The sequence below is a fragment of the Negativicoccus succinicivorans genome, from assembly GCF_018372215.1.
Taxonomy (GTDB): Bacteria; Bacillota; Negativicutes; order Veillonellales; family Negativicoccaceae; genus Negativicoccus.
The window spans coordinates 122,881-148,210 of sequence record NZ_JAHAJN010000002.1 but is presented as its reverse complement, the minus strand read 5'-3'; the positions used below and the strand labels follow the sequence as shown (position 1 = coordinate 148,210).

Sequence of the window (25,330 nt, the reverse complement as noted above, 5' to 3'; positions counted from 1 at the left end):
AGACGGCAACGACTTGCGTTGCTTTGGCTGAAATTCACCGCACAGGAAAGGACAACCTATGGATTCATTGTTGGGCATCCTGCTTGTCATCGCTATCGTTGTTGTCGATTCATTGCAATCGAAGCGACGTAAAAAATCACAACAAAATCATGCGCTGCCGCCGGAGTACTCGGACCCTTCCGCGCAGCAAAATGCGCAACCGCCCCGACCACGCACGCAGGGAGAGGCAACCGCGGCAAGCCTGCCATCGCTGGAAGAGGCCATCGAGCTTATGAAAAAGCAATGGTTGGCGCCTTTCGAGCCGCCGCTTTCCGATGACGCGGACGATCCTTCGGTCACCGATCCCGTTCCGAAAAAAGATCCGCCACCGGAACGCGCGCCGAAAGAAAAACCGCCTATGGAAACACCGGCGCGGCATTCGGGAATGCCGATCGAAGAACCCGGTCACCCCGCGACATTGGCGCATGCCGGCCACGATCACGCCGGCCATCCGTTGCGTCAGGCGCCTGCCGCCGTACGCGATTTAAAAAAACCGTCGCTCCCGATCGGCAACGACAATCCGCTCGCGACGCTGAAGGCGACGCCCTTATCGGCGCGTCGCGTCGGCATGAAAGGGCGCCGCTTAACGCGCGCTGATTGGCGAAAAGGCATTATCATGGCCGCCATCTTCGGGCCGCCGCGCGGCGATCAGCCGTATGAATTGCCGTAATACAAAAAACCGCCGTACGGCGGTTTTTTTGTGTCTTCTTTTTATTTTTTATGGCGTGATGCTAATTCGGAAAAATTATTGCCCTTGCTTTGCCTTCACGAGTCGGCGCTTCGCGTCATGAAGGTCGGCTACTTTCCGCCGCTCCAGATTTTCACGCGTCGCCGTCTGCGCGATGATCGCGCCGATCAGCTGTTCCAGCGGCGCGCCTTGCCGATAATCCGCCGGCGCTTTGTACTGAATTCGCCCGTCGCGCAGTAAACCGTCCACCATGGCGGTTGATTCGCCCGGCGCATACACGCCGATCGCGTGGCCGCCCGAGCTCGCCACCAGCTTCATGCACGGAATATCCGTCGCGCTGTCGCCGATGTAGACGATATTGCGGAACGGCACGCGCATCTCTTCGTTCGGAAAATATTCGTTGATGCGTTCGTCATTGACATCGAGCACGCCTTTTTTGATGCGAAACAGAAATTGCGTTTTATTCGTGTAATTGACCGCTTGCGCCGGCCATACCGCCACCCCGTCTTCATCATAGAAAAAGGAGCTCGCGTAAATCGCTTTGAATTCGTTCGCGATCGCCGTGCCCGCGATCATTTCCTTCAATCCGGACGAGATGATGTAATGCTCCACCTGCACGCCCGCCGCGTCGCCCAGCGCGTTCACATTGGCGAACCATTCGCGCACGCCGGGATACAACGGCACTTGCGCGCCGTACTCCGCCAGTCGCTCGCGCGTGAATACCACTTTGCCGCGCGCCGTCTTCGCCATCAGGTACATATACGCGAGATTGCGATCCATTTCATTTTGTTCCGCCAGAGATCGCGACTCTCGCCAAAAATCCTCTACGGCGAAGCCGACGGACTGAATATAGCCCGCGGCCTGCATGTCGTCCGGTGAAAGCGTGTGGTCAAAATCATAGCAAATCGCCAAAATCGGCGCTTGTTCCATCCTCAGCACCTCGTTTTATTTAATCGGGCAAACTCCCGACGCGCATTCTTCCCGATCGTCCAAAATCTCAAATTCCTTGCCTTCGTTCCCCGTCGCCTGTTCGTAATAATTCAGCAAATTGGGGTTGAAGTCCTGCATCGTCGCCATCATCGCTTCGTACTCTTCCTTCGTGATCGCTTCGTACGGCGCGAGTTCATAGTGATGATCCGACAGGCTCAAGAACGAGCAGGCGAGCATTTCGTCCCAATGATCGTACACGTTTTGGCAAACGTCGTCCCATTCGTCGTCTTTAATCGAAATCGTATTGGAACTGTTCTGCTCCGTGTAATGCTTCTGGAAATCGTAATACGTCTGCAGCTGCTCGAGCGCCGACACATCGTACTTCGTGCGCTTGACCGGGGAGTAGCACGGGAAATCGATGACTTTCGTGCGCACATTCGGTTCTTCCTGTCCCACTTCGGGATGCACGCTCCAGCCGAGCGCCTCTGCCGTCTTGGCGAGCGGGTCGCTCGCGTTGACGCGGATCCGGCGAATAAAATATTCGCTGTGCGAGTAATGCAATCCCGGACTGACGCCGCCCGCCACCAGCGAGAGCGTTCCTTCCGGTTTCACCGCCGTCACCAACAGCGAATGCGGTGTGCCGAGCTCGTCCGCGTACTCGTCCGCCGCTTCGCGGACCGCCTCATGCAATTCCCGCATCAATTCGATCTGTTGCTCCCGATCGTAGCCGAGCGCGCTCATCGCGTCCTGCCAGCCCGTCATCGAGCAGCCGAGCAAACGGTCGCGCTGATGGGTTTGGTTCCAATTATGCAATTCGAGATTCATGCAGGTCATGCGGTAGCACGCGCGCGCGCTCAACCGTTCCGCCGCCAAAAGTTCCTCTTTCAACAATTTGCCGTCTTTCACGAAGGCGAGAATATTGACCGTCGTCAGGTTACAAACGGAATTGCGCGGCAGCAAAATTTCAAAGCAGGGGTTCAAGCCCTCGAAATCGGCGCGACGGCGTTTGCCCTCCGCCGCATTCACGAAGCCCGGTTCGCCCGTGTAGCGCAAGGTGTGAAAAATCTGCTGCAAGCGTTCGCGCGACGGTTTTTCCGTAAAATAAATGCTGTTGTTGCTCATGAAGCGGTGGAATTTGTTCGGCGTAAGATCGGTTTTGGCCTCGATAACTTCATCGTCGTCCGGCGAAATAATCGCCGTTTCCGCCGTGCGACGTACGCCGCCGACCACCACGTTTTCGCCGATGATATTGCAAATATCGAGCACGTGGATCGGGCGCAACTGCCCTTCGACCGGCGCGGGCGCGAATTCTTCCGTCGTCAGCACTTTATGAATTTTTTCAAACATCGTCGCCAGCGATTCATACCCTGACGCGGTACCGCCGAACGTCACCAGCCGTTCGCCTTTCGGGCGCACGCCGTTGTAATTGATGCGGACCCGCTTAATTTTGCGGTAATCATGGCGCGTGTGAATATCGAGATAGAACTGCAGCGCCTGCACCCAGCCCTCTTTGGAATCGCCGACCACAATCGTCGCGATATCGTCCGTGCGGAAAATAATCGACGTCGGATCGACGCGTTCATTCGACGGCAAAGGCTCAAACGGCAAGTTTTCCAAAATGACGTCATGGCGGAACTTCGGCAACTTCGCCACATCGTCTTTCAAAATGCGGAAGCCCACGCCCGTGCCGACCATCAAGAGGTAAAACAGATCGACAAACGCGTGCACATTATCCATCACCGTAAAAGCGCAATTGAAATTCGCCGTGATCAGACTTTCCGACGCGCTCGAACCGCCGATCCACAAGCTGCGTCCCGAAATAAATTGACGCAGGTTAAAAACATTGTCAAAGAGCGCTTCCGCGTCTTCCTGATTTTCCGCCGCCATTTGGCAATTATACGTGAGCGCGCGCACGACGGTTTCCCGCCATGTTTCCCGCCGCCCCTCTTCCTCCAGCCAACGTGAATACGTGCGATAGTAAACGAACTTCGCCAACTGCGTCATATGCGCCGGAAAATGCGGATATTGCTGAATAAATTCCTCACTGAAACCGGTAAAACGACTCATATTTCTCCTCCATACGATATCTTTGTAACCTGCAAGCAGGTAATCAATAACTTGTATATCTATTATACATCTTCTTTTTTCGGTTACAAGATATTGTATAATGCAAAATTTGTATAAGCATTTTGACAAGCGTCTGACAGCAACTACCACAAGCGCGAATTTTTCCGCCGCTTGCGCCTTCCGCGGGCGCGCGGTTGGCGGCGCATCGTTTTTGTAATAGAATAAAACTAAGCGTAAAACAATACGTTCCCGATAAAATAAAGGAGTCGAATGTAATGAGCGAACAAGCACGCGCGTTCATGGTGAATATTTCCACCATTACGCGCCAGGGCATCGATGCCATCCGCTACACCCCCGTCAATCCGCGCGGCCTGGTGATTTGGTACCACGGCTGGAGCTCGAAGATGGCCGGACAAGAACTGCGGGCGCTGGCCTTTGCGAACGCCGGCTGGGAAGTCATCGTGCCGACGGCGATTTACCATGACAACCGCGGCGAAATCGATTACGAAGATCCGAAATCCTATCCGTACTTTTGGAAAACGCTGTTCCAAAACGTGCGTGAAAGCGATATTTGGATGGACTACGCGCGGGAAAACGGTTACAAACTGATCGTGTCGTCCGGCCATTCCATGGGCGGTTTCTCCGCGCTCGGCGTCGCCGCACAACAAAAAGCGGTGTCCGGCGTGGTCGCGATCAACGGTTCCGGTCATTGGCCGCTGAGCCATCTTTTCTTCCAGGCGCGCTTCGGACAAATGTATCCGCTGGCCGCTGAAATCAATAAAGCTGTGGAGGAAATGTCGCCGCACATGCACGCGCAGGCCCTCAAGAAAAAACCGTTCTACCTCATTCACGGCGCCGCCGACAACTCCGTTGACCCGCGCGCGGATGTGGAATTCGCCACCATTTTGCAAGATGCCGGCGCCGATGTCAAAACGGAATTCATTGACGATCTCGGTCACTTCGTGACGACAGGCATGCTCGTATCCGCCACCGATTGGCTCGGCAACCGCTTTTTATACACGGGCAAAAAGGAGGAACTATGAAATCAGTAGCAATGCGTCGACCGGAACAGGCACTCAGCAATGCAGCGTGCCGGGAAATTTTACAGAAGCACCATGAAGGCGTGCTTGCTTTGATTGATGCCGACGGTCAACCATACGCCGTTCCGCTCAATTATTGGTACCACGATAATACGCTCTACTTTCATGGCGCCCCTCAGGGACATAAAATGAGCGCCATCGCCGCAAACCCGCAAGGCTCATTTTGCGTGATTGATCGCGCCGATATTCATGCGGCGGAATTTACTACGTATTTTAAAAGCGTTATTGCCTTCGGACCGCTCACCGTCGTCCATGACATAGCGGAAATAAAAGCGTTGATGCAGAGCTTCGGCAATCATTACCTGCCGCAACATGAGCACACGGTGGAAGCTTTCGTCGATCAATATCTGAATGAAGTCGCGGTTTTTTATCTCAAAATCGAAACACTGACCGGCAAACAAGCCAGCGGTGTATTGAAAGAAGAAAAACTTCACGCCGCCGCGCAAACGATGTAAATCATTCGGAAAGGAGTCCCATGGAAACTACCTACACCTGGCCCTACGGCCGCCAAGAAATTTCTTTTACATTGCCCGACGAACGGGTAAAAAATTGTTTAACCATGGCACAAATGCAGCCGCTCGCCGATCCGATCCGAGCGATTCGTGAAGCGCTGTTGCATCCGATCGACTCCGCCCCTCTGCCGGAACTGATTGACGCCGGCGACAAAGTCGCGATCATCGTCAATGATACGACACGCATCGCGCACACGGATATTTTTTTGCCGGTCATAGTGGAAATGCTGAACGAGCGCGGCGTGGCGGACGAAGATATCACGATTCTTTTCGCACTGGGCATGCATCGCCCGATGACGGACGAAGAAATGATTTCGCAAATCACGGAAGATCTCTTTCGCCGTCTGCGCACGGTCAACGCGGAAGCGCGGCATGACGCGGATTACGTCAAAATCGGCACGACCTCGTACGGTACGCCGGTCGCGTTTCACAAAGACGCGCTGGCCGCGGATAAATTAATTCTGACCGGCAGCGTCGTTCACCATTTCTTCGCCGGTTTCGGCGGCGGGCGCAAGGCGCTCTTTCCGGGCGTAGCGCATCGGGAAACCATCCGTCACAACCACTCCTTGATGCTCGATCCGCACGCGGTCATTGGTGAGATCAAAACCAATCCGATCTATCTCGATCAGGTCGAAGGCTGTGAAATGCACCGCCCGACCTTTTTGCTCAATACCGTCTTGAATGAAAAGGAAGAAGTCATCGGCGTGTTCGCCGGCGACTACATCACCGCGCACGAAAAAGCCTGCGAGTTGGTCGACCGCATGAACGGCGTCGAGATTCCGCGCGAATATCCGATCGTCATCGTGACGTGCGGCGGCTATCCGAAAGACATCAATATTTACCAGAGCCAAAAAACGATGGACAACGCCGTTTGCGCCGTGCAGGAAGGCGGTGTCGTCATTTTACTCGCCGCCTGTCCGGAAGGTTCGGGCAACAGTGAAGTTGACGCGACGGTGCGCGCGTATCCTTCGCCGGAAAAAATCGAAGCGTACGTGCGCGAAGATTTTCAAATTGGCCGTCACAAAGCGTACGCGGTCACGCGGCTGATGAAAAAAGCGGATTTTTATTTGCTTTCCGAAATGCCCGACGACGCGGCCCGCGCCGCCCTTTTCACGCCGGTGCATTCGGTCGAAGAAGCGCTGGCGCTGGCGGAACAAAAACTCGGTCCGAACGCGGACATTTGCCTCATGCCGCAAGGCAGCTGCACGGTGCCGCGGCTTGTGAAAAAGGCGTAAGGAGAAACCATGGCGTATTTAAAAGTAGATATCGGCGATATTGTCACCATGAAAAAGCCGCATCCCTGCGGCAATAAGGAATGGGAAGTCTTGCGCATCGGCGCGGATTTTCGCATTCGCTGCCGCGGTTGCGGTCATACCGTGCTGATCGCCCGTCCGAAATTCATGAAAGCGGTGCGCGGCGTCGTCACCAAGGTCGCCGATCGCGACGATTTCGCGCCGCCGACCGATCATTCTTTTCCCGCGGACGATGCCGCGCAAAATTAACCAACAAAAAAGACCTCATACGAGGTCTTTTTTTTGCGTCATCAGCCGCGGATGATATCGCGCGATGACGCGCCGCAAGTCGGTCGGGCATCCGCCTCCCGCACGCCGGTCAAAATTTTGGTTTCATAGAGCCAAATCGCGTGCAACGACACGATAATCGAGCCCGCGTTGTGCACGATCGCGCCCGTCACCGGCGTCAGCCAGCCGAAAAGCGATAAAATGACGCCGAGAATATTCAGCGACAACGCGATCGCCAAGTTGATGTGAATCGTGCGCAAGGTCTTTTGCGAAAGACGCGCGAGGTACGGTAAGCGCGTCATATCGCTCCCCGGCAAAATAATATCCGCCGCCTCGATCGCCATATCGCCCGCCGTGCCGCCGATCGCGATCCCGACATCGGCGCGTTTCAGCGCGGCCGCGTCGTTCACGCCGTCGCCGACCATCGCCACGCGTCGGCCCGCTTTTTGCTGCGCGACAATGTACGCTACTTTGTCTTCCGGCAGCAGGCGCGCGTGCACTTCATCAATGCCCACGGTTGCGCCGACGAATTGCGCCGTTTGCGTATTATCGCCCGTCAACATGACCGGCGTGAGTCGAGCGCGTTGCAACGCCGCCGTCACCGCCGGCATCTGTGCGCGCACCGTATCCGCGAAAGCGACCACGCCGATGAGTTGATCCGCTTGCGCTACAAGCACCGCGATTTTGCCGTTGCTGCGTAACTCGTTCAGCACGGCTTCCACCGTCGGCGCGATGTCGATTCCTTCTTGCGCGAGGTACCGTTCGCTCCCCGCGTAAAGAACGCTGCCGTCGGTCAGCCGAACGCTCACGCCGCGGCCGCCCGTCATCACAAAATCGGTATGCGCGGGCAACGTGACGCCGACCTCTCGCGCCTTTTGCAGAATCGCCTTGCCGAGCGGATGCTCGCTTTGTTCTTCCGCCGCCGCCGCCAGCGCCAAAACCTCTTGCGCGGAAACATCAGCCCGCAGCGGCAACACATCCGTCACTGCGAGTTCGCCGGTCGTAATCGTGCCCGTTTTATCCAATGCGAGCGTATCGATGCGCCCCATCACTTCGAGCGCCGCCCCCGATTTGATAATCACGCCGGCCTTTGTCGCCTGTCCGATCGCCGCCACAATCGCCGTCGGCGTGGAAAGCGCGAGCGCGCACGGACAAAAGACGATCAGCACCGTCACGGTCCGATAAATCGTTGCCGTGAGCGGCGTGCCCCACCAAAAATTAAGCGCGAACACGATAAGCGACAGGGCAATCGCCGTTGGCACGAGGTAGCGCACCCACCGATCCACCGTGCGTTGCACCGGCGCCTGCTCGTTTTCCGCTTCGCGCACCAAGCGCACCAGTCTTTGCATTGAAGCATCCGCGCCGACTTTCGTCGCGCGCATTTCAATCGCGCCGAAACCGTTCACCGTGCCGCCGAACACTTCCGAGCCGTCACGTTTATCCACCGGCAGCGATTCGCCCGTGAGCATCGCTTCATCGACCGCCGTCGCGCCCATCAGCACCACGCCGTCCGCCGGAATCGTTTCGCCCGGATGCACGCTCAGGCGATCACCGACGCGGATCTCTTCCGCTGCCACCATTTCCGTTTCGCCCGCGTCATTGATCCGCCGCCCCTGCGCCGGCGTCTGCGCCAAAATTTTCTCCAAGCCGCGGCGCGCCCGTTGCACCGTGCGTCCTTCCAACCATTCGCCGAACGCCATGATCCACGCCACTTCCGTCGCCGCGAACACTTCGCCCAGCGCGACGCAAGCGACCAGCGCGATCCCGACCAAGAGCCACGACGTTAATTCTTTTTCTTTCACGAGATACTCGATCCCGCCGAACAACAACGGTATGCCCGCTAACAAAAGCACGCCCCAACCGGGATCATACATTTGCAAAAAAGCGTTATTGGTCAAATGACCGTATGCGCTCACGAGCAGTAGCACGGTCATCAGTACCATCATGCGCGGTCTAAGCGCCCATTCCCACCAGCGATCCCACATAGTTCCTCCTTGTCAAATCTACTCTGTATCGTTACAATGTAAGTATTTAATGAACACATTGTTTCTTATTTGTCTTCATTGTAAAAAATATTCCACTACTTGACCAGACGCAAACAAGAGGAATCGTTCATTACTGAATAGAATCTTGCTTTTGTTCAATAAAATAATTGCTGTCTCGCGCCGCTTTTGCGTCGGCGCGGAAAGGAAAATGCTATGGATCGCCGTCAAATCAAAACGCGCAACGCCATTTTTCAGGCGTTCACCGAACTTTTAGCCCGCCGCCGTTACGCGCAAATCACCGTGCAACAAATCATCGATGCCGCCAATATCGGGCGCAGTACATTTTACTCCCACTTTCCCACGAAAGAGGCGCTCATGGAAGCGCTTTTGACCGAACTCTTCGGTCATGTTTTCGCCGGCGTCGGCGTGCATTGTCCCATTCCCGAATTCACACCGCAAGGCAACGGTTACCGCGCGTACACCACGCACATTCTCTACCACATCAGCAATCAGCGCGAAGCCTTTATGCGGCTCTTGCGTTCCGACAGTCGTGACATCTTTTTGCGTTATCTCAAAGAGCATTTGAAATTGCAACTCGGCGAATATTGGCTCAATCATGAAGAAGGCGAACGCCCCGCCGTGCCCGCTGATTTTTTGCGCAACCATTTCGCCTGCACTTTCGTCGAGACCATTCACTGGTGGATCGAAAACGACATGCGGCAAACGCCCGAAGAAATCGCCGGCTACTTCACCGCCGTCATGGATCCCCTGCTCGGCCGCTGAAATAAATCGCAATGTGAATGCCTCTACTCGCAGCCTGCGCATGCGAGCGAAGCGCCGCGTAAATCGAGAAAATAATTTACCTTTTCCGCGTCATCGGCTTGCTTTAGTGAAATTCGGGCAAATAAAAAAGGACATCCGCGGATGTCCTTTTTTGATTCCATAGAAAACGGTGCTTACATGCCGACGTGCTGACGAAGCGCCTGCAGTTCCGCCATGATTCTTTCATTTTGTGCGGTAAGCGCGGCATTTTTCGCCTGCAAGTCGGTGATTTCATCCTGCATGACATAGACGGACGAGATCGGGCCGGCTTGGTAACGTTCCGGAATGACTTCGCGGTCAGCGGACGAACCGATTTTCATGGTGACGCCGATGTTGCCCATGAAGTCGTCATCGCCATCGTAAGCGACGCCCGCGTGCAGCATGAGATCTTCTTTCGTGTAGTGAGCGACGCCCAAAGCGAATCCCTGTTCGCCTTCATAGGTCGAAGCGGCCGCCATGATCTGCGTCGGCGCGATGGGATCGTACTGCATCGGTTTCAAACCGGCGAGCGCGCCGGTGAGCGCGCCAACTTTGTCGACACGTTGATCCAATTCGCCGAAACGATCATTGAAGCTGGTGTTCATATCCGCGATCGCCGCTTTGTTGGCCGCGATGCCTTTATCTTGCGCGGCGTCGACTTTGGCCTGAGCGGTTTTATCTACTTTAGTATCGAGCGCCTTGGTGTTGGCCGCGATAGCACCGGTGTTGGTCGTAATTCTCTTGTCCTGCGCGGCATCAACGTTAGCCTGAGCGTCTTTATCTACTTTGGTATCGAGCGCCTTGGTGTTATCCGCGATAGCTTTGGTGTTGGTGTTGACCTGATCAATCGTTTCGTTTACGGTGTTCACCACGCCCGGGAACGCGCCCATCAGTTCCGTTTCCATGCGACGCGCATAGTAACCGGCTTTGGCGGCTTCCACGAGTTTTTTCTCGTTGTCGTTTTCCGAAATGTCGTTGCCCGTGGAGATCGCTTTGATGAGTTCGTCTACACGAAGGCCATCAGAGATGTTAAATTTCTCAGCGAGCGTTCCTTGCATTTTACCGATCACACCTGTATACGCTAAAGTCAATTTGTCTTTGGTGTCCTGGCTTACCGGCAGTTCATTAATCGTATTCAAAATGAAAGAGCCATGTTGCATAGCCTGGTTGTACCCCGCCGCCAAACCGGTTTTGCCCCAGCCGGCATCTTTTTCCAACAAGTTGTTCAGCTTTTCGATATGGCTCAATACCTGATTGTGCGAAACTTGCTGCTGTTTGCCCGAGTAGTAGTAGTTACCGCCGAGATCGATGTGTTTCAACGCTTGCGCTTCCTCCGGCGCCGGCGCGGCGAATGCCATCGTGCTGCCGCCGATGACGGAAAGACCTACCAATACTCCCAACCATTTTTTGCTCATGTAAAAACCTCCTGATAGTTTGACGACCGGGTATTCTACGACGCAATATGAGTCGTTGGCAAACGATTGAAATCGTTGGTGGCGACCCGCTATGCGCTCACAAACGCGTACAGTCTGCCGATTAGTTCCAGTATATTCTTATACTTAGTTTAAGTCAAGGAAAGGTTGCATTAAGAATGTCCCATTTACGGTCAATTATTCTTGTAATTCATTTGGGGATTCCGCGCAAGAAGCCGTTTTTTCGCCATGAAACCGCCTTGCGTTATTTTCGTCGATTGGGCCGTGTCAATCATACGCGCGGTATGCGATTGTATTTCCGACGGCGGTCGCGTCACATGATCGCATTGCGCTTGATAAGAAATAAAAATGCCGGTCACAGGAACGGCTCCCGCCTATTTTTACGTACAAAAAAACCGCCCGAAGGCGGTTTTAATTAATCTACCGAAAACGGCAAGAGCGCAATCGCGCGAGCCTGTTTAATCGCCAGATTGACTTTGCGCTGATGTTTCGCGCAGGCACCGGTCACACGGCGCGGCAGAATTTTGCCGCGTTCGGAAGTGAACCGACGCAGTAAATTGATATCTTTATAATCGACGTGCTGGATTTTGTCGGCGCAAATGGCGCAAACTTTCCGGCGCGGTCGACGTTGACGATCTCTTCTCATAATTTGCCTCCCTATCGGTCTTGCGTTAGAACGGGATATCGTCGTCGTTGCCATTACCGCCGAACACTTGTCCGCTCGGCTGGTTACCAAAGTTGCCGCCGGCTTGCGGCTGAGCCCCGAACTGACTGTAGTCAGCGCGCGGTTCCGGCGCAGCGGACGGCTGCTTGTCGTAATCGACGTTCGGCGCGACAAGGTTCGCTACCACTTCGGTGATGTAGCGTTTCTCGCCTTCCTGCGTCTCATACGAGCGGGTTTGGAAGCGACCTTCGACGAATGTGCGGGTGCCTTTTTTCAGGCGGTTGCCGACGAGCTCGGCAAGTTTGCCCCACGCAACGACCGGAATAAAATCTGTACTTTCTCGTTTTTCCCCCTGCACGCTGACCCAGCTGCGGTTGACCGCAACGGTGAACGATGCGACAGGTTTTCCTGTTTTCGTGTAACGAACTTCAGGATCCCGGGTGAGGTTGCCGATGATTTGTACGGAATTCATAGTCTACCTCCGGACTTATTTGTCCTGTTTGACAATCAAATGACGAATGATTTTTTCATTGATCTTGATAACGCGGTCGATTTCTTTGATCTGCGCCGGATCAATGGCAAATTCGATGAGCACATAGTTGCCGTCGATCTGCTTTTTAACTTCGTAAGCGAGACGACGTTTACCCATGCGGTCAATGTTGTTCACCGTGCCGCCATTTTTGGTGATGAGGTCTTCGACGCGCTTCACAATCGCGTCCGCCGCCTCTTCATCCAGTCCGGCATTGATGATGAACATGACTTCGTAGTTTTTGTTCATTTGGACACCTCCTCTTTTGGACATATGGCCCTTTCGTACAAAGGGCTAGGAGCGGTATCTTTCGATACACAGCTTATATATTATAGCGTATTTATTTTTACTTTACAAGTTTTCTTCGGCGCGGCACTTTTGTTTTGCGCCTCCGTATTGTATAATAAGCATGTCTGCGCGGGGAGATTTTCGCCCGCGGAGCGTTCATGACAAGACGGAAATGAAAGGATGTGGAACGGTGCTCATCGCATACAAACATGACGAAGATCAAATTCTGCAGGAGGTCGTGCCGGAAGCGGCGGAAAAAGGCTCCTGGCTTAACGTCGTGCATCCGACGGAAGAAGAATTGGTCCGCCTGGCCAAGATCACACCGATTCCGATTGAAGATTTCCGTTCGGCATTGGACCCGGAAGAACGTTCCCACGTGGAGTTGGAAGACGATTACATTTTCGTCGTCATCAATACGCCGGTCGTGCGGGAGACGGAAGACAGCTATGACGCGTTGCCGCTCGGTATTTTTATTACCGAAAAATATTTTATCACGGTGGGCCTGGAAGAAAACAATGTGCTCGCACCGTTTCGCGGCAATACGTACAGCACGTTTCGCACGTACAAGAAGACGCGCTTTCTGTTCCAACTGATGAACCGGACCGCGACGCTCTTTTTGCAAGCCTTGGGGAAAATCAACAAGCGCACCGACGTCATCGAAGCCCGCTTGCGGGAAACGGCGGAAAACAAAGAATTTTTCCAGCTGCTGGAGCTTTCGAAATCACTCACGTATTTCACCAGCGCGCTCAAAGCGAACGGCGTCGTGATGGAACGCCTCCTGCGTCTGCGCAACAACGTGCAGCCGCGCCCGCTTTTGAAGATGTACGAAGAAGATGAAGATCTGCTCGAAGACGTCATCATCGAAAACAAGCAGGCGATCGAAATGGTTCAAATGTATTCGCAAAACTCGAACAGCATGATGGACACGTTCGCCTCCATCATCAGCAACAACTTGAGCCAGGTTATGAAGCTGCTCACATCAGTGACGATTTTGCTCGCCGTGCCGACGTTGGTATTCAGTCTGTGGGGAATCAACACGGACGTGCCGTGGGAAGGTCAGATGAGCGGTTTCTGGGGTGTCATCGGCATCTCTTTTGTATCAACGGTAGTGGCGCTCTTCATTCTCTGGCGACGTCATTATTTATAATTTTCTTTCTTTTTGGTAACGATTTCGGTAAAATAGAAAAGTCACAACTTTGGAGAGGTGTCCGAGTGGTTTAAGGAGCCGGTCTTGAAAACCGGTGATCCCGCAAGGGGCCGTGGGTTCGAATCCCACCCTCTCCGCCATTGAACCAAACCGTAGCGCGACCATGTCGCGCTTTTTTGCTGCGCGAAATAAACACTGCGAGTTAAATTTTTTATAAAATTGCATCTTCCTTTTAAGATTATATAATTAAAACATAATAAATTGTTGTGATGTTAAAAACTTATCATTTTAACATCTAAAAAACTTAGGAGGACATTATGATAAAAAAGCTGGTAGGTTTCTTAACGGTACTATGCATGTCCTTCTTTATTGCCGGTTGCAGCAGTACGCCGGATGTGTCGGGAACATATTTACGTTTAGATTCAAATAACAAACCGTCCGGAGCAGTGGTCTTAAAAAGTGTTGGTGATAATGCCTATGATTGTTCGCTTTTTATAAATAATTATGAACAAACAAAAATGGAAAAAGATTGGGCGGGCCGGGTAGTATTAAATGTCGAACAAAAAACTTTAGAGCAGGATAAAATAACTCCCCCAGATTTATTTTTTAATAAAGATTATACTTCGATAACCAGAACAGCCCGTTCTTTCAGTGGCGAGCGCGTTGAATATATCTACAAAAAACTTAGTAATTCAGAAATAAAGCAATATCAGCATCTTTTTGAATAAAATCGTGTATTTTAAAAGGACGGGCTATCCGTCCTTTTTTGTTTGCTTAAATATCTTAACATCTTAATATTTAAGAATGACAAAATGCTAGAATTATAGATTTTTAGAAAGATATATATTTAAGATTGTGAAGTTATTTCTTCGGTGCGGCAAAAGTTTATGAAAACAAAAAGCCCCCGCGGGGGCTTTTTCTATTGCGTATTTATTTTTCAGTCTTCGTCCGTTTCTTCCATAGGAGCGAGAGCGACGGAGGCGATACGATCGGTTTCGTCCAAACGTTGGACTTTGACGCCGATGGTGTTCTTGCCCTTTTTCAGACTGATGGAGTCGACCGGAACGCGGATGACGATGCCGCTTTCGGTGATGACGAGCATTTCCTCGTTTCCTTTGACGGTCAGAAGACCGACAACGGTGCTGCCTTTCTTGAAGTTGCGCGCGCCTTGGCCGCCGCGTTGCTGTACGCTGTACGCGGTGGCTTTGTTGCGTTTGGCGTAAGCGTCACTGCTGAGCGTGAGGACTTCATCGGTCGAGGTCAAGACGTCGGCGCCGACGACTTCATCTTGACTGCCCTGCTTGAAGCGGACGCCGATGACGCCGAGTGAAGCGCGACCGGTCGGATTGACATCGGCTTCGGAGAAGACAATGGCCATGCCGGTCTTGGTGCCGATGATGATGTGATCATCGCCGGTGGTGGTGACGACTTTGATGAGTTCGTCGCCTTCGCGCAGGTTGATGGCGATCAGGCCGCTCTGCCGTACGTTGGTGTATTCGGAAAGGAGCGTCTTTTTGACAAATCCTTGGCGGGTGACCATGAGCAGGTATTCGTAATTCGCGAACGAAGAGATGTCGTAAATTTCGGTGACCTGTTCATCTTTTTCGAGCGCCGGAATGCAGTTGACGAGGTGCGTGCCGCGAGCGGTACGAGTGGACGCTTTCGGAATATCGTTGGCGACCAGTTTGTAAACGCGACCGGCGGTGGTAAAGAAGAGCAGCGTGTTGTGCGTCGATGTCGTGAGCACTTTAGTGACAAAATCGTCATCTTTTGTCTTGATGCCCGTGATGCCGGCACCGCCTTTGCGCTGCGTGCGGTAAGTATTCGCATGCATGCGTTTAATATAACCCTGCTGCGTGAGCGTGATGATCATCGGTTCGTCGGGGATCAGATCCAAATCGTCCAAACCGGATTCATCGCGGACAATTTCACTGCGACGTTCGTCCGTGAAGCGCTGTTTGACGTCGAGCAGTTCTTCTTTGACGACCTGCATGACTTTGGCTTCGTCGCCCAAAAGGCCGAGCAGGTATTCAATCCGTTCTTTCAAGTCCTGATATTCCGCTTCGAGTTTTTCACGTTCGAGTCCGGTTAAGCGACGCAAGCGCATGTCGAGAATCGCAAGCGATTGTTTCTCGGACAGTCCGAAGTTTTCCATCAACGCGTTTTTCGCGATCTCATCGGTTTCGGACGCGCGGATCGTTTTGATGATGGCGTCGATATGATCGAGCGCGATCAACAAGCCTTCGACGATGTGCTCGCGAGCGCGGGCGCGGTCGAGTTCGTACTGACTGCGACGGGTGATGACTTCTTTTTGATGCAGGAGATAGTACTCGAGCATTTGTTTCAACGTCAAGACGCGCGGGTGGCCGTCGACCAGAGCGAGCATAATCACGCCGAATGTTTCCTGCAGCTGCGTATGCTTGTACAGGTTGTTCAGCATGATCTGCGGGTCGATGTCGCTGCGCAGTTCAATGACGATGCGCATGCCGTTGCGGTCGGATTCATCGCGCAAGGCGGTGATGCCGTCCAAGATCTTGTCGCGCGAGAGTTTCGCGATCGTTTCGACGACGCGCGCTTTATTGACCTGGTACGGAATTTCGGTGACGACGATGCGGTTTTTCCCTTTCGCCATCTCCTCGATTTCGACGCGCGCGCGAACTTTAATCGCGCCGCGGCCGGTGGTATACGCTTTCTTGATGCCTTCGCGGCCCTGAATCAGACCGCCGGTCGGAAAGTCCGGTCCCTTGATGTGTTTCATCAGGGTTTCGATCGGCGTATTCGGATCGTCGATCAAAAGGCAGAGACCGTCGACCACTTCCCCCAAATTGTGCGGCGGAATGTTCGTCGCCATGCCGACGGCGATACCGTACGAGCCGTTGACCAAAAGGTTCGGAATCTTCGACGGTAAAACGACCGGTTCCTGCAAGGATTCGTCGTAGTTCGGCATGAAATCGACGGTATTTTTTTCCAAATCTTCGAGCATTTCCTGCGCGATTTTGGCCATGCGGACTTCCGTGTAACGCATCGCCGCCGGTGAGTCTCCGTCGACGGAACCGAAGTTGCCGTGACCGTCAACCAGCGGATACCGCGTCGAGAAATCCTGCGCCAAACGCACGGTCGCGTCGTAAACGGACAAGTCGCCGTGCGGGTGGTATTTACCTAAGACGTCACCGACGACACGCGCGGATTTGCGATACGGTTTGTTGGCGGTGAGGCCGCCTTCATGCATCGCGTAAAGAATGCGCCGGTGCACCGGTTTCAAGCCGTCGCGGACATCCGGTAGCGCGCGCATCACGATAACGCTCATCGCGTAATCGATGTAGCTGGTGCGCATTTGTTCTTCAATATCCACGGGTACGATGGCGCCGTGTTGCCATTCTGTTGCCATATAAACCCCTTTCTCGCTAAAAATTGAATATATGTTGATTATAGCACATTTGTGAGGAAAAAATATTTTTATTAAACGTATTTATTTATATTTTTTAACTATGTGAAAATTTCGCAAAAATTCCGCGTAAATTCAAATTTTTATTCTTGTGTCGCGAGAACTTCATCATGTTTGACAGAATGCCCGCGCTTTTATACGATAGAGATATCGATTAAGGAGTGTAAAATGAATTTACAACATGGCGTGGTGTTGGGTTGGAGCACGCTGCATTTACGCGCTTCGTTTTTGATGCTGACGCCGTTGTTGCCGGTGTTGCAGGCGTACTTCGATCTGTCGCACGCGACGGTCGGGATGCTGACGACACTGCCGCTGCTGGTATTTGCGGCGGTATCGCCTTTTGTCGGCAACTGGATTCCCCGTTGCGGCATGACGCGATTGTTCGGCGGCGCGATGGCGTTGTTAGCGGCAGGCGCCGTCCTGCGTTCGTACGCGGGCATCACCGGTCTCTTTGCAGGGACCGTGTTGCTTTCGGCGGGGGTTGCGATCGGCAATGTGCTTTTACCGACGCTCACCAAAGCTTGGTATCCCAAACATACGGCGCTGGCGACGGGCATTTTTGTCGTCGCGATGAACGGCATGAATGCCGTCAGCAATGCGATTGTGATTCCGCTCGCCGCGCATTACGGCTGGCAACTTGTGTGCGCCTCCTGGGCGGCGACGGCGTTTGTAGGCGCGTTACTGTGGTTTTCGTTGCCGAACCGGCGACCGACGGCGCGCGCGCATAAAGAACTTTCCATTCGCGCGGTCTTTTCCCACTATGCAGCGTGGTGGGTCGCGTTGTTTATGGGTTTGCAATCGCTGGTCTATTTTTCGCTGGTCACGTGGTTGCCGTATTGGGTCGTCGCGAAGGGTTATGATATGGCGCTCGGCGGTTACTATTCGTTTCTGTTTCAGCTGATCAGTTTGCCCGCTTCCCTTTTGACGCCGCTTTTGGCGCAGGGACGCTATCGTCGTCACTACGGCGCGGCGGCGGGTCTGATGTATCTTACGGGTTTTTATTTCGTATTTGCCGCGCAAACGTCACTGTGGTTGACGGCGGCGATCATTTGGATCGCGCTGGCCGCCGGCGCCACGTTCAGTCTGTGCATGCTCGCCTTCGCGGTACGCGCCGCGAACCCTCTGATCGCGTCGCGCCTTTCCGGCGTCGGTCAGGCGATCGCGTATCTTTTAGCGGCGATCGGACCGGTCGGTGTGGGCGCGTTGTACGGCATGTACGGAAGCTGGCCGCCGCTGCTGTCGTATTTTATCGGCGCGTGCTTGTTGCTCGCGTTGTGCGGCTACCATGCGTTGCATTTTACCAAAGTGGGCGAAGACGCTCGCTGATATTTTGAAAAGAGGTATATATGGCTACCCAATCGGATTATCAAAACGGCTTTGGCCGCACGACATATATCTGCGGTCTTATCACAGGTGTCGTAATGGGCGCAATGACGCTCATGGATCTTATCCCCACATCCTTCCCCCTAAATCTCATCGGCAACATCGGCGTGGCAATTCTTTTCTTCGCCGTCGGCATGCGTCTCAGTCGCGTCGGTCGGCCGGTGGAATACGTGTACATCATGCTCGTGCCGATTCTGTCGCTCGCGTACGCGATTTTTCTGATTTGGCTGCCAGATCGACCGCAGCCGCAAAATAAAAAATTTCACGTGCTGCACATTGCCGCCGCGTTCGCAATCTACATCGGCATCGCGCGCTTGATTCAAATTTTCGTGTATCCGATGTTTATCTGAATTTGACGCAACAAAAAAGACTCTCCGCGGAGAGTCTTTTTTTATATGCTTACTCTGTTTCCCAGGGCAACTGTTCGACCGAATCCTTTGCTGTATCCGGTTCTTCCCGACGACGATAGCTGGCAAAGAGCGAGCCGGAAATATTGTGCCAGACGCTGAAGATCGCGCCGGGCAAAGTCGCCAACGGGTTGGCCGCGAAGTTCGCCGTCGCGAGCGCAATCGCAAGACCGCTGTTCTGCATGCCGACTTCGATCGCGATCGCCGTTGTTTTGGCGTACGACGCTTTCGCCTGCCGCGCGGCCAAGTAGCCGAGGCCGAGACCGACCAGGTTGTGAATCGCCACTAAACCGATCACAATCAGACCGCTCGTCAACACTTTTTCGCGGTTCACCGCCACGATACCGGCGATGATGAAAACGATCGCCGCGACCGAAACCAACGGGAAAACATCCTGTACCGGTTTGATTTTGGAACGGAACAGCGTGTGCAGCAAAAGACCGAGCAAGACCGGAATCAAGACCACTTTGACGACGGAAATAATCATCGCCCAAAGCGAAACATTGACCCACGCACCGGCGAGACCGAACACCAAGAGCGGCGTGGCCAGCGGCGCCAAAAGCGTCGAGACGATCGTCATGCCGACCGAAAGCGCGACGTCGCCGCCGGCGATGTACGTAATGACGTTACTCGCCGTGCCGCCCGGGCAGCAACCGACCAAAATGACGCCGAGCGCCAAGTCCGTCGGCAATCCCAAGCCGGCCGCCAACGCCCACGCGGCGACCGGCATCACCGTATACTGCAACGCCACGCCCAAAAGCACTTCCCGCGGACGGGCGAACACGACGGCGAAATCTTCGGCGTGAATGGAAAGCCCCATGCCGAACATCGCCGCACCTAAAAACCAAGCGGTATACTGTACCGCCCAGCCGAATAATTCCGGTTGCCAAAATGCCCACGCGGTGAAAACGATGATAATGGCGCCGATGTAGCGTGTGAGCGCGCCGGTGATCTTCACGATCGTTTTCATCGCGCACCTGCTGGATCGAACGAGAAATTATCAATGAGACGCGTTTTGCCGATGTACACGGCCATCGCGACCAAAACAGCCCTGTCAACGCGATCTACGGGCTGCATGGTTTGCGCGTCCACCATTTCCAAGTAATCCACGCGGGCGAACGGTTCGTTTTCCAAAATCTCGCGCATCGGCCGCAACACATCGGCCGCCGCCATCTTCGGCGCGATCGTTTGCTGTCCTTTTTTCACCGCTTGCGACAGACACAATGCGGCGCGACGTTCCGCCGCGCTCAAATACGTGTTGCGGGACGATTTCGCCAAACCGTCCGCTTCGCGCACGATCGGGCAACCGACAATCGTCACTGGAAAATTCAAGTCCGTGACCATCTTGCGAATAATCGCTAATTGCTGGGCGTCTTTCTCACCAAAGTACGCCCGCTCCGGCCGGACAATATTAAATAATTTGCTGACGACCGTGCACACGCCGCGAAAATGAATCGGGCGCGACTTACCGCACAATGTCGACGACAATCCCTCGATATTGACGTACGCCGCCGGATCGTGGTACATCTCTTCCGGCGTCGGATGAAAAATCGCCGCGGCGCCGTTTTTTTCACAGCGCGCTTGATCCTGCGCGAAATCGCGCGGATACGCTTCCAAATCTTCCTGCGGTCCGAACTGCGTCGGATTGACAAAGTCGGAAACGACTACGCAGTCATTTTCCGCGACCGCTTTTTGAATCAAGCTTTCATGGCCTTCATGCAGAAAGCCCATCGTCGGCACGAGACCGACGGTTTTTCCTTCTTTGTGCCAAGCGTCGACTAATGCGCGCACCTCGGCAACGGTAGTACAAATTTGCATGGATATCCGTCCTTTTCAGTAGATTGGAAGATAGCCTCTCTTGACCCCGCAGTCCTATGCCTGGTCGCTTAACCTGCCGTGCTGTTCATAATCGGTTACGCGATGAATACGGTTGTCTTCCTCTACAAATACGACGGTCGGTCGGTGCTTTGACGCCTCTTCGGGTGTGAGATCGGCGTACGCCATGATAATCACTTTATCTCCGACGCTGACGCAGCGGGCGGCTGCGCCGTTTAAGCAAATCACGCCGCTGCCGGCTTCACCGGCGATGGTATAGGTGCCGAAGCGTTGGCCGTTATTCACGTCCACGATCTGCACTTCCTGGTATTCTTGAATACCGGCGGCTTCTAATAATGCGCTGTCTACCGTAATGCTTCCTACATAATCCAATTCCGCCTGGGTTACGGTGGCCCGGTGGATTTTTCCCTGTAACATGGAAATCGTCATGGGTTCCCCCCTTGCAATAAAAAAATCATGCGCGCTCGAAAAGCGCCCATGACTACTTACGGAGGGCATGAACTACGGGTCGAAAAGAGTATAGTTTCAAGCGAATACTATCTCCGTTGTTCAGTATAGCACAGATCATTTTTATGTAAAGTCGGATGCGGAATTCGCACGCCGAAAGAAATCGTATCGCGCGCTCTTTATTGTCTTAGCGCCGAAAATTTCTACCAAGTCCTCACACAAGCAGTGGCGAACGCTTGTTTAGGAAAATATTTTTGAACCCGCCGCGCTGCACGCGCGTTAATTTTCTGCTACCTGTTGAAAATAACCCTTTGTGTTCGCAAAAATTTTACTGTCCGGCGCAAAGTCTTTCGCCGCACAAAAAAACACCTCATGTGAGGTGTTTTTTATGTTACGACTTAAAATTTTTTCTGCACGTCCACGGTCACGTCTTGGCCGCCGGCCACTACCGCGTCACGATCCAAAATGGCGTCCAAGCCTTTTTCCTGACGGGTTTTTTCGATCGCTTTTTGAACATCCCGCATGATCGGTCCCATCAGTTCCTGTTCTTTTTGCGATAATTCTCTCTGCAATTTCATGTAGAGATCGCGTTTCGCATTATCGTCTTTCAGTTTGACGACTTCTTTATCAAACTTCTGCTGCTGTTTTTGCGTTTCCGTTTTCAGCGTCAACTGGGCTTTCATCATGCGCGGATGCGCCTGCATCAAAACTTGCTGATTGACGTAGCCGATACCCGCGGCCGCCGCGGTCAACATCGTGCCGCATGCAAACACTCCGGTAAGCGCGAGCGCTATCATTTTTTGTTTCATTCGTGCCTCCTTTTGGCATTATGCCTTGCGTATATTGTAGCGTATCGAGATACAGCGCGCAAATTAGGGGCGCGTGAGATCTCAAGGATGAAGTTCTTCGTCTTCCTTAATGTAAATAAATTTGTCTTTGCGCATTTTGTCAATAATTTCCGGCACCATGTTGAGCAATTTTTCAAATGCGCCGCTCTTGTTGCCGTCTTTCACGGAGAAGAGTTCCACGCGGTCGCCCTTGATGACCAAAATCGCGGTCGGTGTCATTTTGCCGCCGCCGCCCGCGCCGTCGCCTTTCGTTCCCGCGCCGCCGGTACCGAAACCGAATGCCACGTCGACAAAAGGCACGAGCGTGGTGTCTCCGATATGTACCGCTTCGCCAACGACGGTTTCCACCGAAATCATGTGTTTGAAGCTCTGGAACAGCGCCTCCATTTTGTCACTCGTATAGGTTACCGTCGGTTCGTTCGTTTTCTTCGTTTCCATTGTCATTCCTCCTTATTGATGACGTGACGCCAGTAGTACCATGCTGTCTTGCGGACCGGTGCCGCACAGACAAGTCGCAGTGAATCCCAAACAACAGCCAGCGGTCGAATGCCGCCGCCGGTGCGAAAGCGACCTTCGATCACTTCCTCGTTGAAGACAAATCCGACACGCGACGCAAGCGTGGGCAACGACGCATACATCGCGCCCATCAAAAGACCTTGCGTGTACGGATCCGCCAACCCGACCGTCGCTTCGCCTTCCGCGTAACGCGGTTTGGCTCGTCCCCATAAACGGGAAAGATACGTTGCCAGCGGTTGTAAAATATCTTGCGCCAAGGCGTAACGGACTAATCCGAGATAGTCTTTTACGCCCGGTTGCGGCTTTGCTTTGTCGTCCTCGTCGCGCGCTTCCTGCCGTTCGCGATGGCGTTCGGCTTCACGCTCCAGACGATCCCATTCGGCGGCGTCGTCGGAATCCGTTTTTTTACGCAGCCGTTCTTCTTCCGCGTAGTAATCGGCATCGGCTTTGGCGGCTTCGGCGCGCTCCGCCGCCTTTTGACGAATCGTTTCCGCGTCTTCGTTTGCTTTTTTGCGCCGTTGTTTACCTTCTTTGGCCTGTTCTTCCATTTGCTTGGCCCGCGCTTCAATACCTTCCGCTTTGGATTCCGGGTGCGAATTCATGCCGCCGAACGGCCATTTCACTTCCCAGAAAAGTCCGGCGCCGCTGTCATATCGCGCCTGCGCCGCCAAAAGCTCCCACGCCCAATCGATTTTGACGCGGGCCGCCATGCCCTCATATTTTTGCACGGCGAATTCATAATCGACGCGCTGCCACAAAAGAATCAGCAGCAGGACAAAAAAGAGGACAATCAGCGCAAGCAGAACCCAAAGGATCGAGATCACCAGCTCCATCGTCCCCCTCCCCTTCAGTCTTCAATGCCGCGACGATTCGCGACACCGGCGTCATAATAATGTTTCACGTTGCGCATTTCGGTCACGAGATCCGCGCGGTCAACTAACCATTGCGGCGCTTTGCGACCGGTGAAAACAAGTTCGGTGCCGGCGGGCTTGGCGGCGATTAACGCTTCACAATCCTCCCGCGTGACCAAACCGAAATGCAACGCGACATTGATTTCATCCAAGATCACGACATCGTACTCGCCTTTCGCCAGCGTTCGCGCGGCGATCTCCACACCGTTGCGACACGCTTCGACGTATTCGGCGGGCGGATTTCCCGGCGGAAACACCACGACATCGGTGAGCGCTTTTTTAGTTTCTTCGGTGAGCGTTCCTTCCGGCGCGATGAAATACGGCTTCCCCAGCGACTCCCGGTAGAGAAGCGGTGAAATTCCGTCCAAAATTTTCTGCTCGCTGTAATATTCTGATTTCATAAACTGCAGCAACCAGACTTTCAGACCGGCGCCGACGGCGCGAATCGCAAGTCCGATCGCGGCCGTGGTTTTGCCTTTCCCGTCTCCCGTATAGACTTGGATATAGCCTCGTTTCATCGACGTCACCTCATCTCGACACGATCAAAATATAACGGTTCTTCGCGGCGATACGCGTTCGCCATCGCGATAGCCGTTCGTTGCAGGTCCCGCACCAGCGATTCCGGCGCCAGCACTTTCACGGCCGGACCGAATTGCAACGACCAGTGGAAGAGCGCAGTAGCGTTCACGGTGACTCCGACGACCACGGTTTTGTCCGTAACTTCGCTGATCGTGCAGGAGGTTCCGAAATCGTCCATGACGGCGTCCAAGATCTCGCGATCACATCGGAATAAACACGGTACCGCCGGTCCGGCGAACATGTTGACATGCTCCGCCAGATGCTTCGGTAAATGCAATTCGTCATCGCCCGACTGCGTCACTTCGCGCAACGGACGAACCTCACGGTTTTTTTCGATTCGCACATCCTGCATCCGATCGACGCGGTAATGCGAAATATCATCATGCCCTTCGGTATTACCGATCAGGTAGAAACGACCGTTCGTCGCGACTACCGCGTACGGGCTCACCCGGTAGCGATGCGGACGTTTGCGATGCCGACGAATGCGCGGCCGCTGCTGCTTGTCCGGACCGTATTGCAGGTAATGGAACATGACCGGTTGCCGCGCTTCGATCGCCTCATTCAAAACTTCCAACGAATACAGCATCTGCTCGTTGGCGGGACTTTCCTGTTGCCAGTTGAGCCAGTTTTCATTCGGAATGTTGTGGACTCCCAACGTGGGATTCGTATAATACCGACTTTGCAACCGCAGCAGTTTTTGGATCATGTCCTCGACCTGCCGGGCCGGTAAATGCGAAAACAACAGACCGTCAATGAGCGTGGTCAGTTCCACCGGCGCGAATTCATGCTCGTAATACCACGAACCGTAGACATTTTCCACTTGTTCGCGGCTCGCACTCTTGCGTTGCCACGGTTTGTAACCGAGCGGATAGCCCGCTTCCAAGAGATTGACCAGGTTGCGTTTGACGGCTTTACGATCCAACACCATTCCATAGTCTTCTTTCAGGTGCGTCAGAATCTGCTGCTGCGACAGCGGATGTTCGGGGTCGGAAAAGCGGCGCAATATCGTCAAGATGTATAATACGCTCAGCTTCTTCGCCGGAATCTCGGACGGCGACGTCATCACGCGCAACCCCTGTTCGGTTGCTTTCGTTCCTTTTTGCATGGGCACACCTCCTTGCCGCAATGCCATCTGTAATTTCAGTATAGCACGATTTAACGCCATAAAACAGTCATAAAAGAGCATTTATGAACTTTTTAGCGGCGACGGAGTCCGTTTTGCCGACGGATTTATGTTGCGTCGCCAGCCGCTGTT

At 53.6% G+C, this 25,330-nt stretch carries 26 protein-coding genes and 1 tRNA gene; 11 read left to right on the top strand and 16 right to left on the bottom strand.

Going from position 1 to position 25,330, the window contains the following annotated elements; translation table 11 throughout:
• Nucleotides 1-58 precede the first annotated feature (58 nt).
• Nucleotides 59-709: a hypothetical protein gene (locus KIB08_RS02160; protein WP_303988982.1), complete on the top strand. Its 651-nt coding sequence runs from the start codon at nt 59-61 to the stop codon at nt 707-709.
• Nucleotides 710-784: 75 nt separating this feature from the next.
• Here KIB08_RS02160 and KIB08_RS02155 read toward each other — a convergent pair whose 3' ends face one another.
• On the bottom strand, nt 785-1,657 hold the full coding sequence (locus tag KIB08_RS02155) for an HAD family hydrolase (protein WP_303988979.1): 873 nt from the start codon (nt 1,655-1,657) through the stop codon (nt 785-787).
• A gap of 15 nt (nt 1,658-1,672) precedes the next feature.
• A complete protein-coding gene (gene nrdJ / locus KIB08_RS02150) occupies nt 1,673-3,724 on the bottom strand; it encodes a ribonucleoside-triphosphate reductase, adenosylcobalamin-dependent (RefSeq protein WP_303988976.1) in 2,052 nt (683 codons plus the stop codon).
• Between the two features lie 275 nt (nt 3,725-3,999).
• Here nrdJ and KIB08_RS02145 point away from each other — a divergent pair, with 275 nt between their 5' ends.
• The 4 genes from KIB08_RS02145 to KIB08_RS02130 are packed head-to-tail and all read left to right on the top strand — an operon-like array spanning nt 4,000 to nt 6,838.
• A complete protein-coding gene (locus tag KIB08_RS02145; RefSeq protein ID WP_303988974.1) occupies nt 4,000-4,767 on the top strand; it encodes an alpha/beta hydrolase family protein in 768 nt (255 codons plus the stop codon).
• Nucleotides 4,764-5,279, top strand: a complete 516-nt coding sequence (locus KIB08_RS02140) for a pyridoxamine 5'-phosphate oxidase family protein (RefSeq protein ID WP_303988971.1) — start codon at nt 4,764-4,766, stop codon at nt 5,277-5,279. Before KIB08_RS02145 ends, KIB08_RS02140 begins: the two co-directional genes overlap by 4 nt.
• A gap of 20 nt (nt 5,280-5,299) precedes the next feature.
• Nucleotides 5,300-6,571 carry a nickel-dependent lactate racemase gene (gene larA, locus KIB08_RS02135; RefSeq protein ID WP_303988968.1) on the top strand — a complete coding sequence of 424 codons (1,272 nt, stop codon included), beginning with the start codon at nt 5,300-5,302 and terminating at the stop codon, nt 6,569-6,571.
• 9 nt (nt 6,572-6,580) lie between these two features.
• Entirely contained in the window at nt 6,581-6,838 is a 258-nt protein-coding gene (locus KIB08_RS02130; protein WP_303988965.1) for a DUF951 domain-containing protein, read from the top strand.
• 41 nt (nt 6,839-6,879) lie between these two features.
• Here the strand turns inward: KIB08_RS02130 and KIB08_RS02125 are convergent, their stop codons facing one another.
• Nucleotides 6,880-8,841 (bottom strand): heavy metal translocating P-type ATPase, encoded by a 1,962-nt coding sequence (locus KIB08_RS02125; protein ID WP_303988962.1) that lies wholly within the window; start codon nt 8,839-8,841, stop codon nt 6,880-6,882.
• Between the two features lie 213 nt (nt 8,842-9,054).
• Between KIB08_RS02125 and KIB08_RS02120 the strand changes: the two genes are divergently transcribed.
• Nucleotides 9,055-9,624, top strand: coding sequence for a TetR/AcrR family transcriptional regulator (locus tag KIB08_RS02120; protein WP_303988959.1), 570 nt, complete (start codon nt 9,055-9,057; stop codon nt 9,622-9,624).
• Between the two features lie 173 nt (nt 9,625-9,797).
• On the opposite strand, the gene KIB08_RS02115 is transcribed toward KIB08_RS02120, so the two are convergent.
• From KIB08_RS02115 to rpsF, 4 genes are all read right to left on the bottom strand, one after another.
• The gene (locus tag KIB08_RS02115; protein WP_303988956.1) at nt 9,798-11,057 is read right to left on the bottom strand and encodes a YadA-like family protein; all 1,260 of its coding nucleotides are present in this window, start codon (nt 11,055-11,057) and stop codon (nt 9,798-9,800) included.
• 433 nt (nt 11,058-11,490) lie between these two features.
• The gene (gene rpsR / locus KIB08_RS02110; protein ID WP_075939308.1) at nt 11,491-11,721 is read right to left on the bottom strand and encodes a 30S ribosomal protein S18; all 231 of its coding nucleotides are present in this window, start codon (nt 11,719-11,721) and stop codon (nt 11,491-11,493) included.
• A gap of 25 nt (nt 11,722-11,746) precedes the next feature.
• The gene (locus tag KIB08_RS02105; RefSeq protein ID WP_075939307.1) at nt 11,747-12,211 is read right to left on the bottom strand and encodes a single-stranded DNA-binding protein; all 465 of its coding nucleotides are present in this window, start codon (nt 12,209-12,211) and stop codon (nt 11,747-11,749) included.
• Nucleotides 12,212-12,226: 15 nt separating this feature from the next.
• Entirely contained in the window at nt 12,227-12,517 is a 291-nt protein-coding gene (rpsF, locus tag KIB08_RS02100) for a 30S ribosomal protein S6 (RefSeq protein ID WP_303988950.1), read from the bottom strand.
• Nucleotides 12,518-12,746: 229 nt separating this feature from the next.
• Here rpsF and KIB08_RS02095 point away from each other — a divergent pair, with 229 nt between their 5' ends.
• The 3 genes from KIB08_RS02095 to KIB08_RS02085 all read left to right on the top strand — a co-directional run bounded on the left by KIB08_RS02095 (nt 12,747) and on the right by KIB08_RS02085 (nt 14,431).
• Complete coding sequence (locus tag KIB08_RS02095; RefSeq protein ID WP_303988947.1) at nt 12,747-13,703, top strand: magnesium transporter CorA family protein; 957 nt, start codon at nt 12,747-12,749, stop codon at nt 13,701-13,703.
• A gap of 51 nt (nt 13,704-13,754) precedes the next feature.
• Nucleotides 13,755-13,843: transfer RNA gene (locus tag KIB08_RS02090), tRNA-Ser, on the top strand.
• Between the two features lie 177 nt (nt 13,844-14,020).
• Nucleotides 14,021-14,431, top strand: a complete 411-nt coding sequence (locus KIB08_RS02085; protein ID WP_303988945.1) for a hypothetical protein — start codon at nt 14,021-14,023, stop codon at nt 14,429-14,431.
• Nucleotides 14,432-14,640: 209 nt separating this feature from the next.
• Here KIB08_RS02085 and gyrA read toward each other — a convergent pair whose 3' ends face one another.
• Nucleotides 14,641-17,091, bottom strand: coding sequence for a DNA gyrase subunit A (gyrA, locus tag KIB08_RS02080; protein WP_303988943.1), 2,451 nt, complete (start codon nt 17,089-17,091; stop codon nt 14,641-14,643).
• A gap of 225 nt (nt 17,092-17,316) precedes the next feature.
• Here gyrA and KIB08_RS02075 point away from each other — a divergent pair, with 225 nt between their 5' ends.
• Both KIB08_RS02075 and KIB08_RS02070 read left to right on the top strand, forming a co-directional pair.
• Nucleotides 17,317-18,474 carry an MFS transporter gene (locus KIB08_RS02075; RefSeq protein ID WP_303988940.1) on the top strand — a complete coding sequence of 386 codons (1,158 nt, stop codon included), beginning with the start codon at nt 17,317-17,319 and terminating at the stop codon, nt 18,472-18,474.
• Nucleotides 18,475-18,494: 20 nt separating this feature from the next.
• On the top strand, nt 18,495-18,881 hold the full coding sequence (locus tag KIB08_RS02070) for a hypothetical protein (RefSeq protein WP_303988938.1): 387 nt from the start codon (nt 18,495-18,497) through the stop codon (nt 18,879-18,881).
• A gap of 49 nt (nt 18,882-18,930) precedes the next feature.
• Here KIB08_RS02070 and KIB08_RS02065 read toward each other — a convergent pair whose 3' ends face one another.
• The 8 genes from KIB08_RS02065 to KIB08_RS02030 all read right to left on the bottom strand — a co-directional run bounded on the left by KIB08_RS02065 (nt 18,931) and on the right by KIB08_RS02030 (nt 25,180).
• Nucleotides 18,931-19,908 carry a bile acid:sodium symporter family protein gene (locus tag KIB08_RS02065; RefSeq protein ID WP_303988937.1) on the bottom strand — a complete coding sequence of 326 codons (978 nt, stop codon included), beginning with the start codon at nt 19,906-19,908 and terminating at the stop codon, nt 18,931-18,933.
• Nucleotides 19,905-20,756: a pantoate--beta-alanine ligase gene (panC, locus tag KIB08_RS02060; RefSeq protein WP_303988934.1), complete on the bottom strand. Its 852-nt coding sequence runs from the start codon at nt 20,754-20,756 to the stop codon at nt 19,905-19,907. The genes KIB08_RS02065 and panC overlap by 4 nt, the downstream gene beginning before the upstream one ends.
• A 54-nt stretch (nt 20,757-20,810) precedes the next feature.
• Nucleotides 20,811-21,203, bottom strand: coding sequence for an aspartate 1-decarboxylase (gene panD / locus KIB08_RS02055; protein WP_303988931.1), 393 nt, complete (start codon nt 21,201-21,203; stop codon nt 20,811-20,813).
• A 416-nt stretch (nt 21,204-21,619) separates the two neighbouring features.
• Nucleotides 21,620-22,030 carry an OmpH family outer membrane protein gene (locus tag KIB08_RS02050; RefSeq protein WP_303988929.1) on the bottom strand — a complete coding sequence of 137 codons (411 nt, stop codon included), beginning with the start codon at nt 22,028-22,030 and terminating at the stop codon, nt 21,620-21,622.
• An 81-nt stretch (nt 22,031-22,111) separates the two neighbouring features.
• Entirely contained in the window at nt 22,112-22,507 is a 396-nt protein-coding gene (locus tag KIB08_RS02045; RefSeq protein WP_303988927.1) for a GerW family sporulation protein, read from the bottom strand.
• 2 nt (nt 22,508-22,509) lie between these two features.
• Entirely contained in the window at nt 22,510-23,418 is a 909-nt protein-coding gene (locus KIB08_RS02040; RefSeq protein WP_303988925.1) for a hypothetical protein, read from the bottom strand.
• Between the two features lie 14 nt (nt 23,419-23,432).
• Nucleotides 23,433-24,014, bottom strand: a complete 582-nt coding sequence (locus KIB08_RS02035; protein WP_303988923.1) for a cob(I)yrinic acid a,c-diamide adenosyltransferase — start codon at nt 24,012-24,014, stop codon at nt 23,433-23,435.
• Between the two features lie 5 nt (nt 24,015-24,019).
• Nucleotides 24,020-25,180 (bottom strand): helix-turn-helix transcriptional regulator, encoded by a 1,161-nt coding sequence (locus tag KIB08_RS02030; RefSeq protein ID WP_303988921.1) that lies wholly within the window; start codon nt 25,178-25,180, stop codon nt 24,020-24,022.
• Between the last annotated feature and the right edge of the window lie 150 nt (nt 25,181-25,330).

Excerpts from the sequence above, each read along its gene's own strand:
- gyrA (WP_303988943.1), bottom strand. The coding sequence starts at position 17,091 with ATGGCAACAGAATGGCAACACGGCGCCATCGTACCCGTGGATATTGAA.
- KIB08_RS02105 (WP_075939307.1), bottom strand. The coding sequence starts at position 12,211 with ATGAATTCCGTACAAATCATCGGCAACCTCACCCGGGATCCTGAAGTT.
- KIB08_RS02140 (WP_303988971.1), top strand. The coding sequence starts at position 4,764 with ATGAAATCAGTAGCAATGCGTCGACCGGAACAGGCACTCAGCAATGCA.
- KIB08_RS02125 (WP_303988962.1), bottom strand. The coding sequence starts at position 8,841 with ATGTGGGATCGCTGGTGGGAATGGGCGCTTAGACCGCGCATGATGGTA.
- KIB08_RS02075 (WP_303988940.1), top strand. The coding sequence starts at position 17,317 with ATGAATTTACAACATGGCGTGGTGTTGGGTTGGAGCACGCTGCATTTA.
- KIB08_RS02130 (WP_303988965.1), top strand. The coding sequence starts at position 6,581 with ATGGCGTATTTAAAAGTAGATATCGGCGATATTGTCACCATGAAAAAG.
- KIB08_RS02085 (WP_303988945.1), top strand. The coding sequence starts at position 14,021 with ATGATAAAAAAGCTGGTAGGTTTCTTAACGGTACTATGCATGTCCTTC.
- panC (WP_303988934.1), bottom strand. The coding sequence starts at position 20,756 with ATGCAAATTTGTACTACCGTTGCCGAGGTGCGCGCATTAGTCGACGCT.
- KIB08_RS02050 (WP_303988929.1), bottom strand. The coding sequence starts at position 22,030 with ATGAAACAAAAAATGATAGCGCTCGCGCTTACCGGAGTGTTTGCATGC.
- KIB08_RS02030 (WP_303988921.1), bottom strand. The coding sequence starts at position 25,180 with ATGCAAAAAGGAACGAAAGCAACCGAACAGGGGTTGCGCGTGATGACG.
- KIB08_RS02045 (WP_303988927.1), bottom strand. The coding sequence starts at position 22,507 with ATGGAAACGAAGAAAACGAACGAACCGACGGTAACCTATACGAGTGAC.
- panD (WP_303988931.1), bottom strand. The coding sequence starts at position 21,203 with ATGACGATTTCCATGTTACAGGGAAAAATCCACCGGGCCACCGTAACC.
- nrdJ (WP_303988976.1), bottom strand. The coding sequence starts at position 3,724 with ATGAGTCGTTTTACCGGTTTCAGTGAGGAATTTATTCAGCAATATCCG.
- KIB08_RS02065 (WP_303988937.1), bottom strand. The coding sequence starts at position 19,908 with ATGAAAACGATCGTGAAGATCACCGGCGCGCTCACACGCTACATCGGC.
- KIB08_RS02115 (WP_303988956.1), bottom strand. The coding sequence starts at position 11,057 with ATGAGCAAAAAATGGTTGGGAGTATTGGTAGGTCTTTCCGTCATCGGC.
- KIB08_RS02120 (WP_303988959.1), top strand. The coding sequence starts at position 9,055 with ATGGATCGCCGTCAAATCAAAACGCGCAACGCCATTTTTCAGGCGTTC.
- KIB08_RS02040 (WP_303988925.1), bottom strand. The coding sequence starts at position 23,418 with ATGGAGCTGGTGATCTCGATCCTTTGGGTTCTGCTTGCGCTGATTGTC.
- KIB08_RS02160 (WP_303988982.1), top strand. The coding sequence starts at position 59 with ATGGATTCATTGTTGGGCATCCTGCTTGTCATCGCTATCGTTGTTGTC.
- KIB08_RS02070 (WP_303988938.1), top strand. The coding sequence starts at position 18,495 with ATGGCTACCCAATCGGATTATCAAAACGGCTTTGGCCGCACGACATAT.
- KIB08_RS02035 (WP_303988923.1), bottom strand. The coding sequence starts at position 24,014 with ATGAAACGAGGCTATATCCAAGTCTATACGGGAGACGGGAAAGGCAAA.
- KIB08_RS02155 (WP_303988979.1), bottom strand. The coding sequence starts at position 1,657 with ATGGAACAAGCGCCGATTTTGGCGATTTGCTATGATTTTGACCACACG.
- rpsF (WP_303988950.1), bottom strand. The coding sequence starts at position 12,517 with ATGAACAAAAACTACGAAGTCATGTTCATCATCAATGCCGGACTGGAT.
- larA (WP_303988968.1), top strand. The coding sequence starts at position 5,300 with ATGGAAACTACCTACACCTGGCCCTACGGCCGCCAAGAAATTTCTTTT.
- KIB08_RS02145 (WP_303988974.1), top strand. The coding sequence starts at position 4,000 with ATGAGCGAACAAGCACGCGCGTTCATGGTGAATATTTCCACCATTACG.
- rpsR (WP_075939308.1), bottom strand. The coding sequence starts at position 11,721 with ATGAGAAGAGATCGTCAACGTCGACCGCGCCGGAAAGTTTGCGCCATT.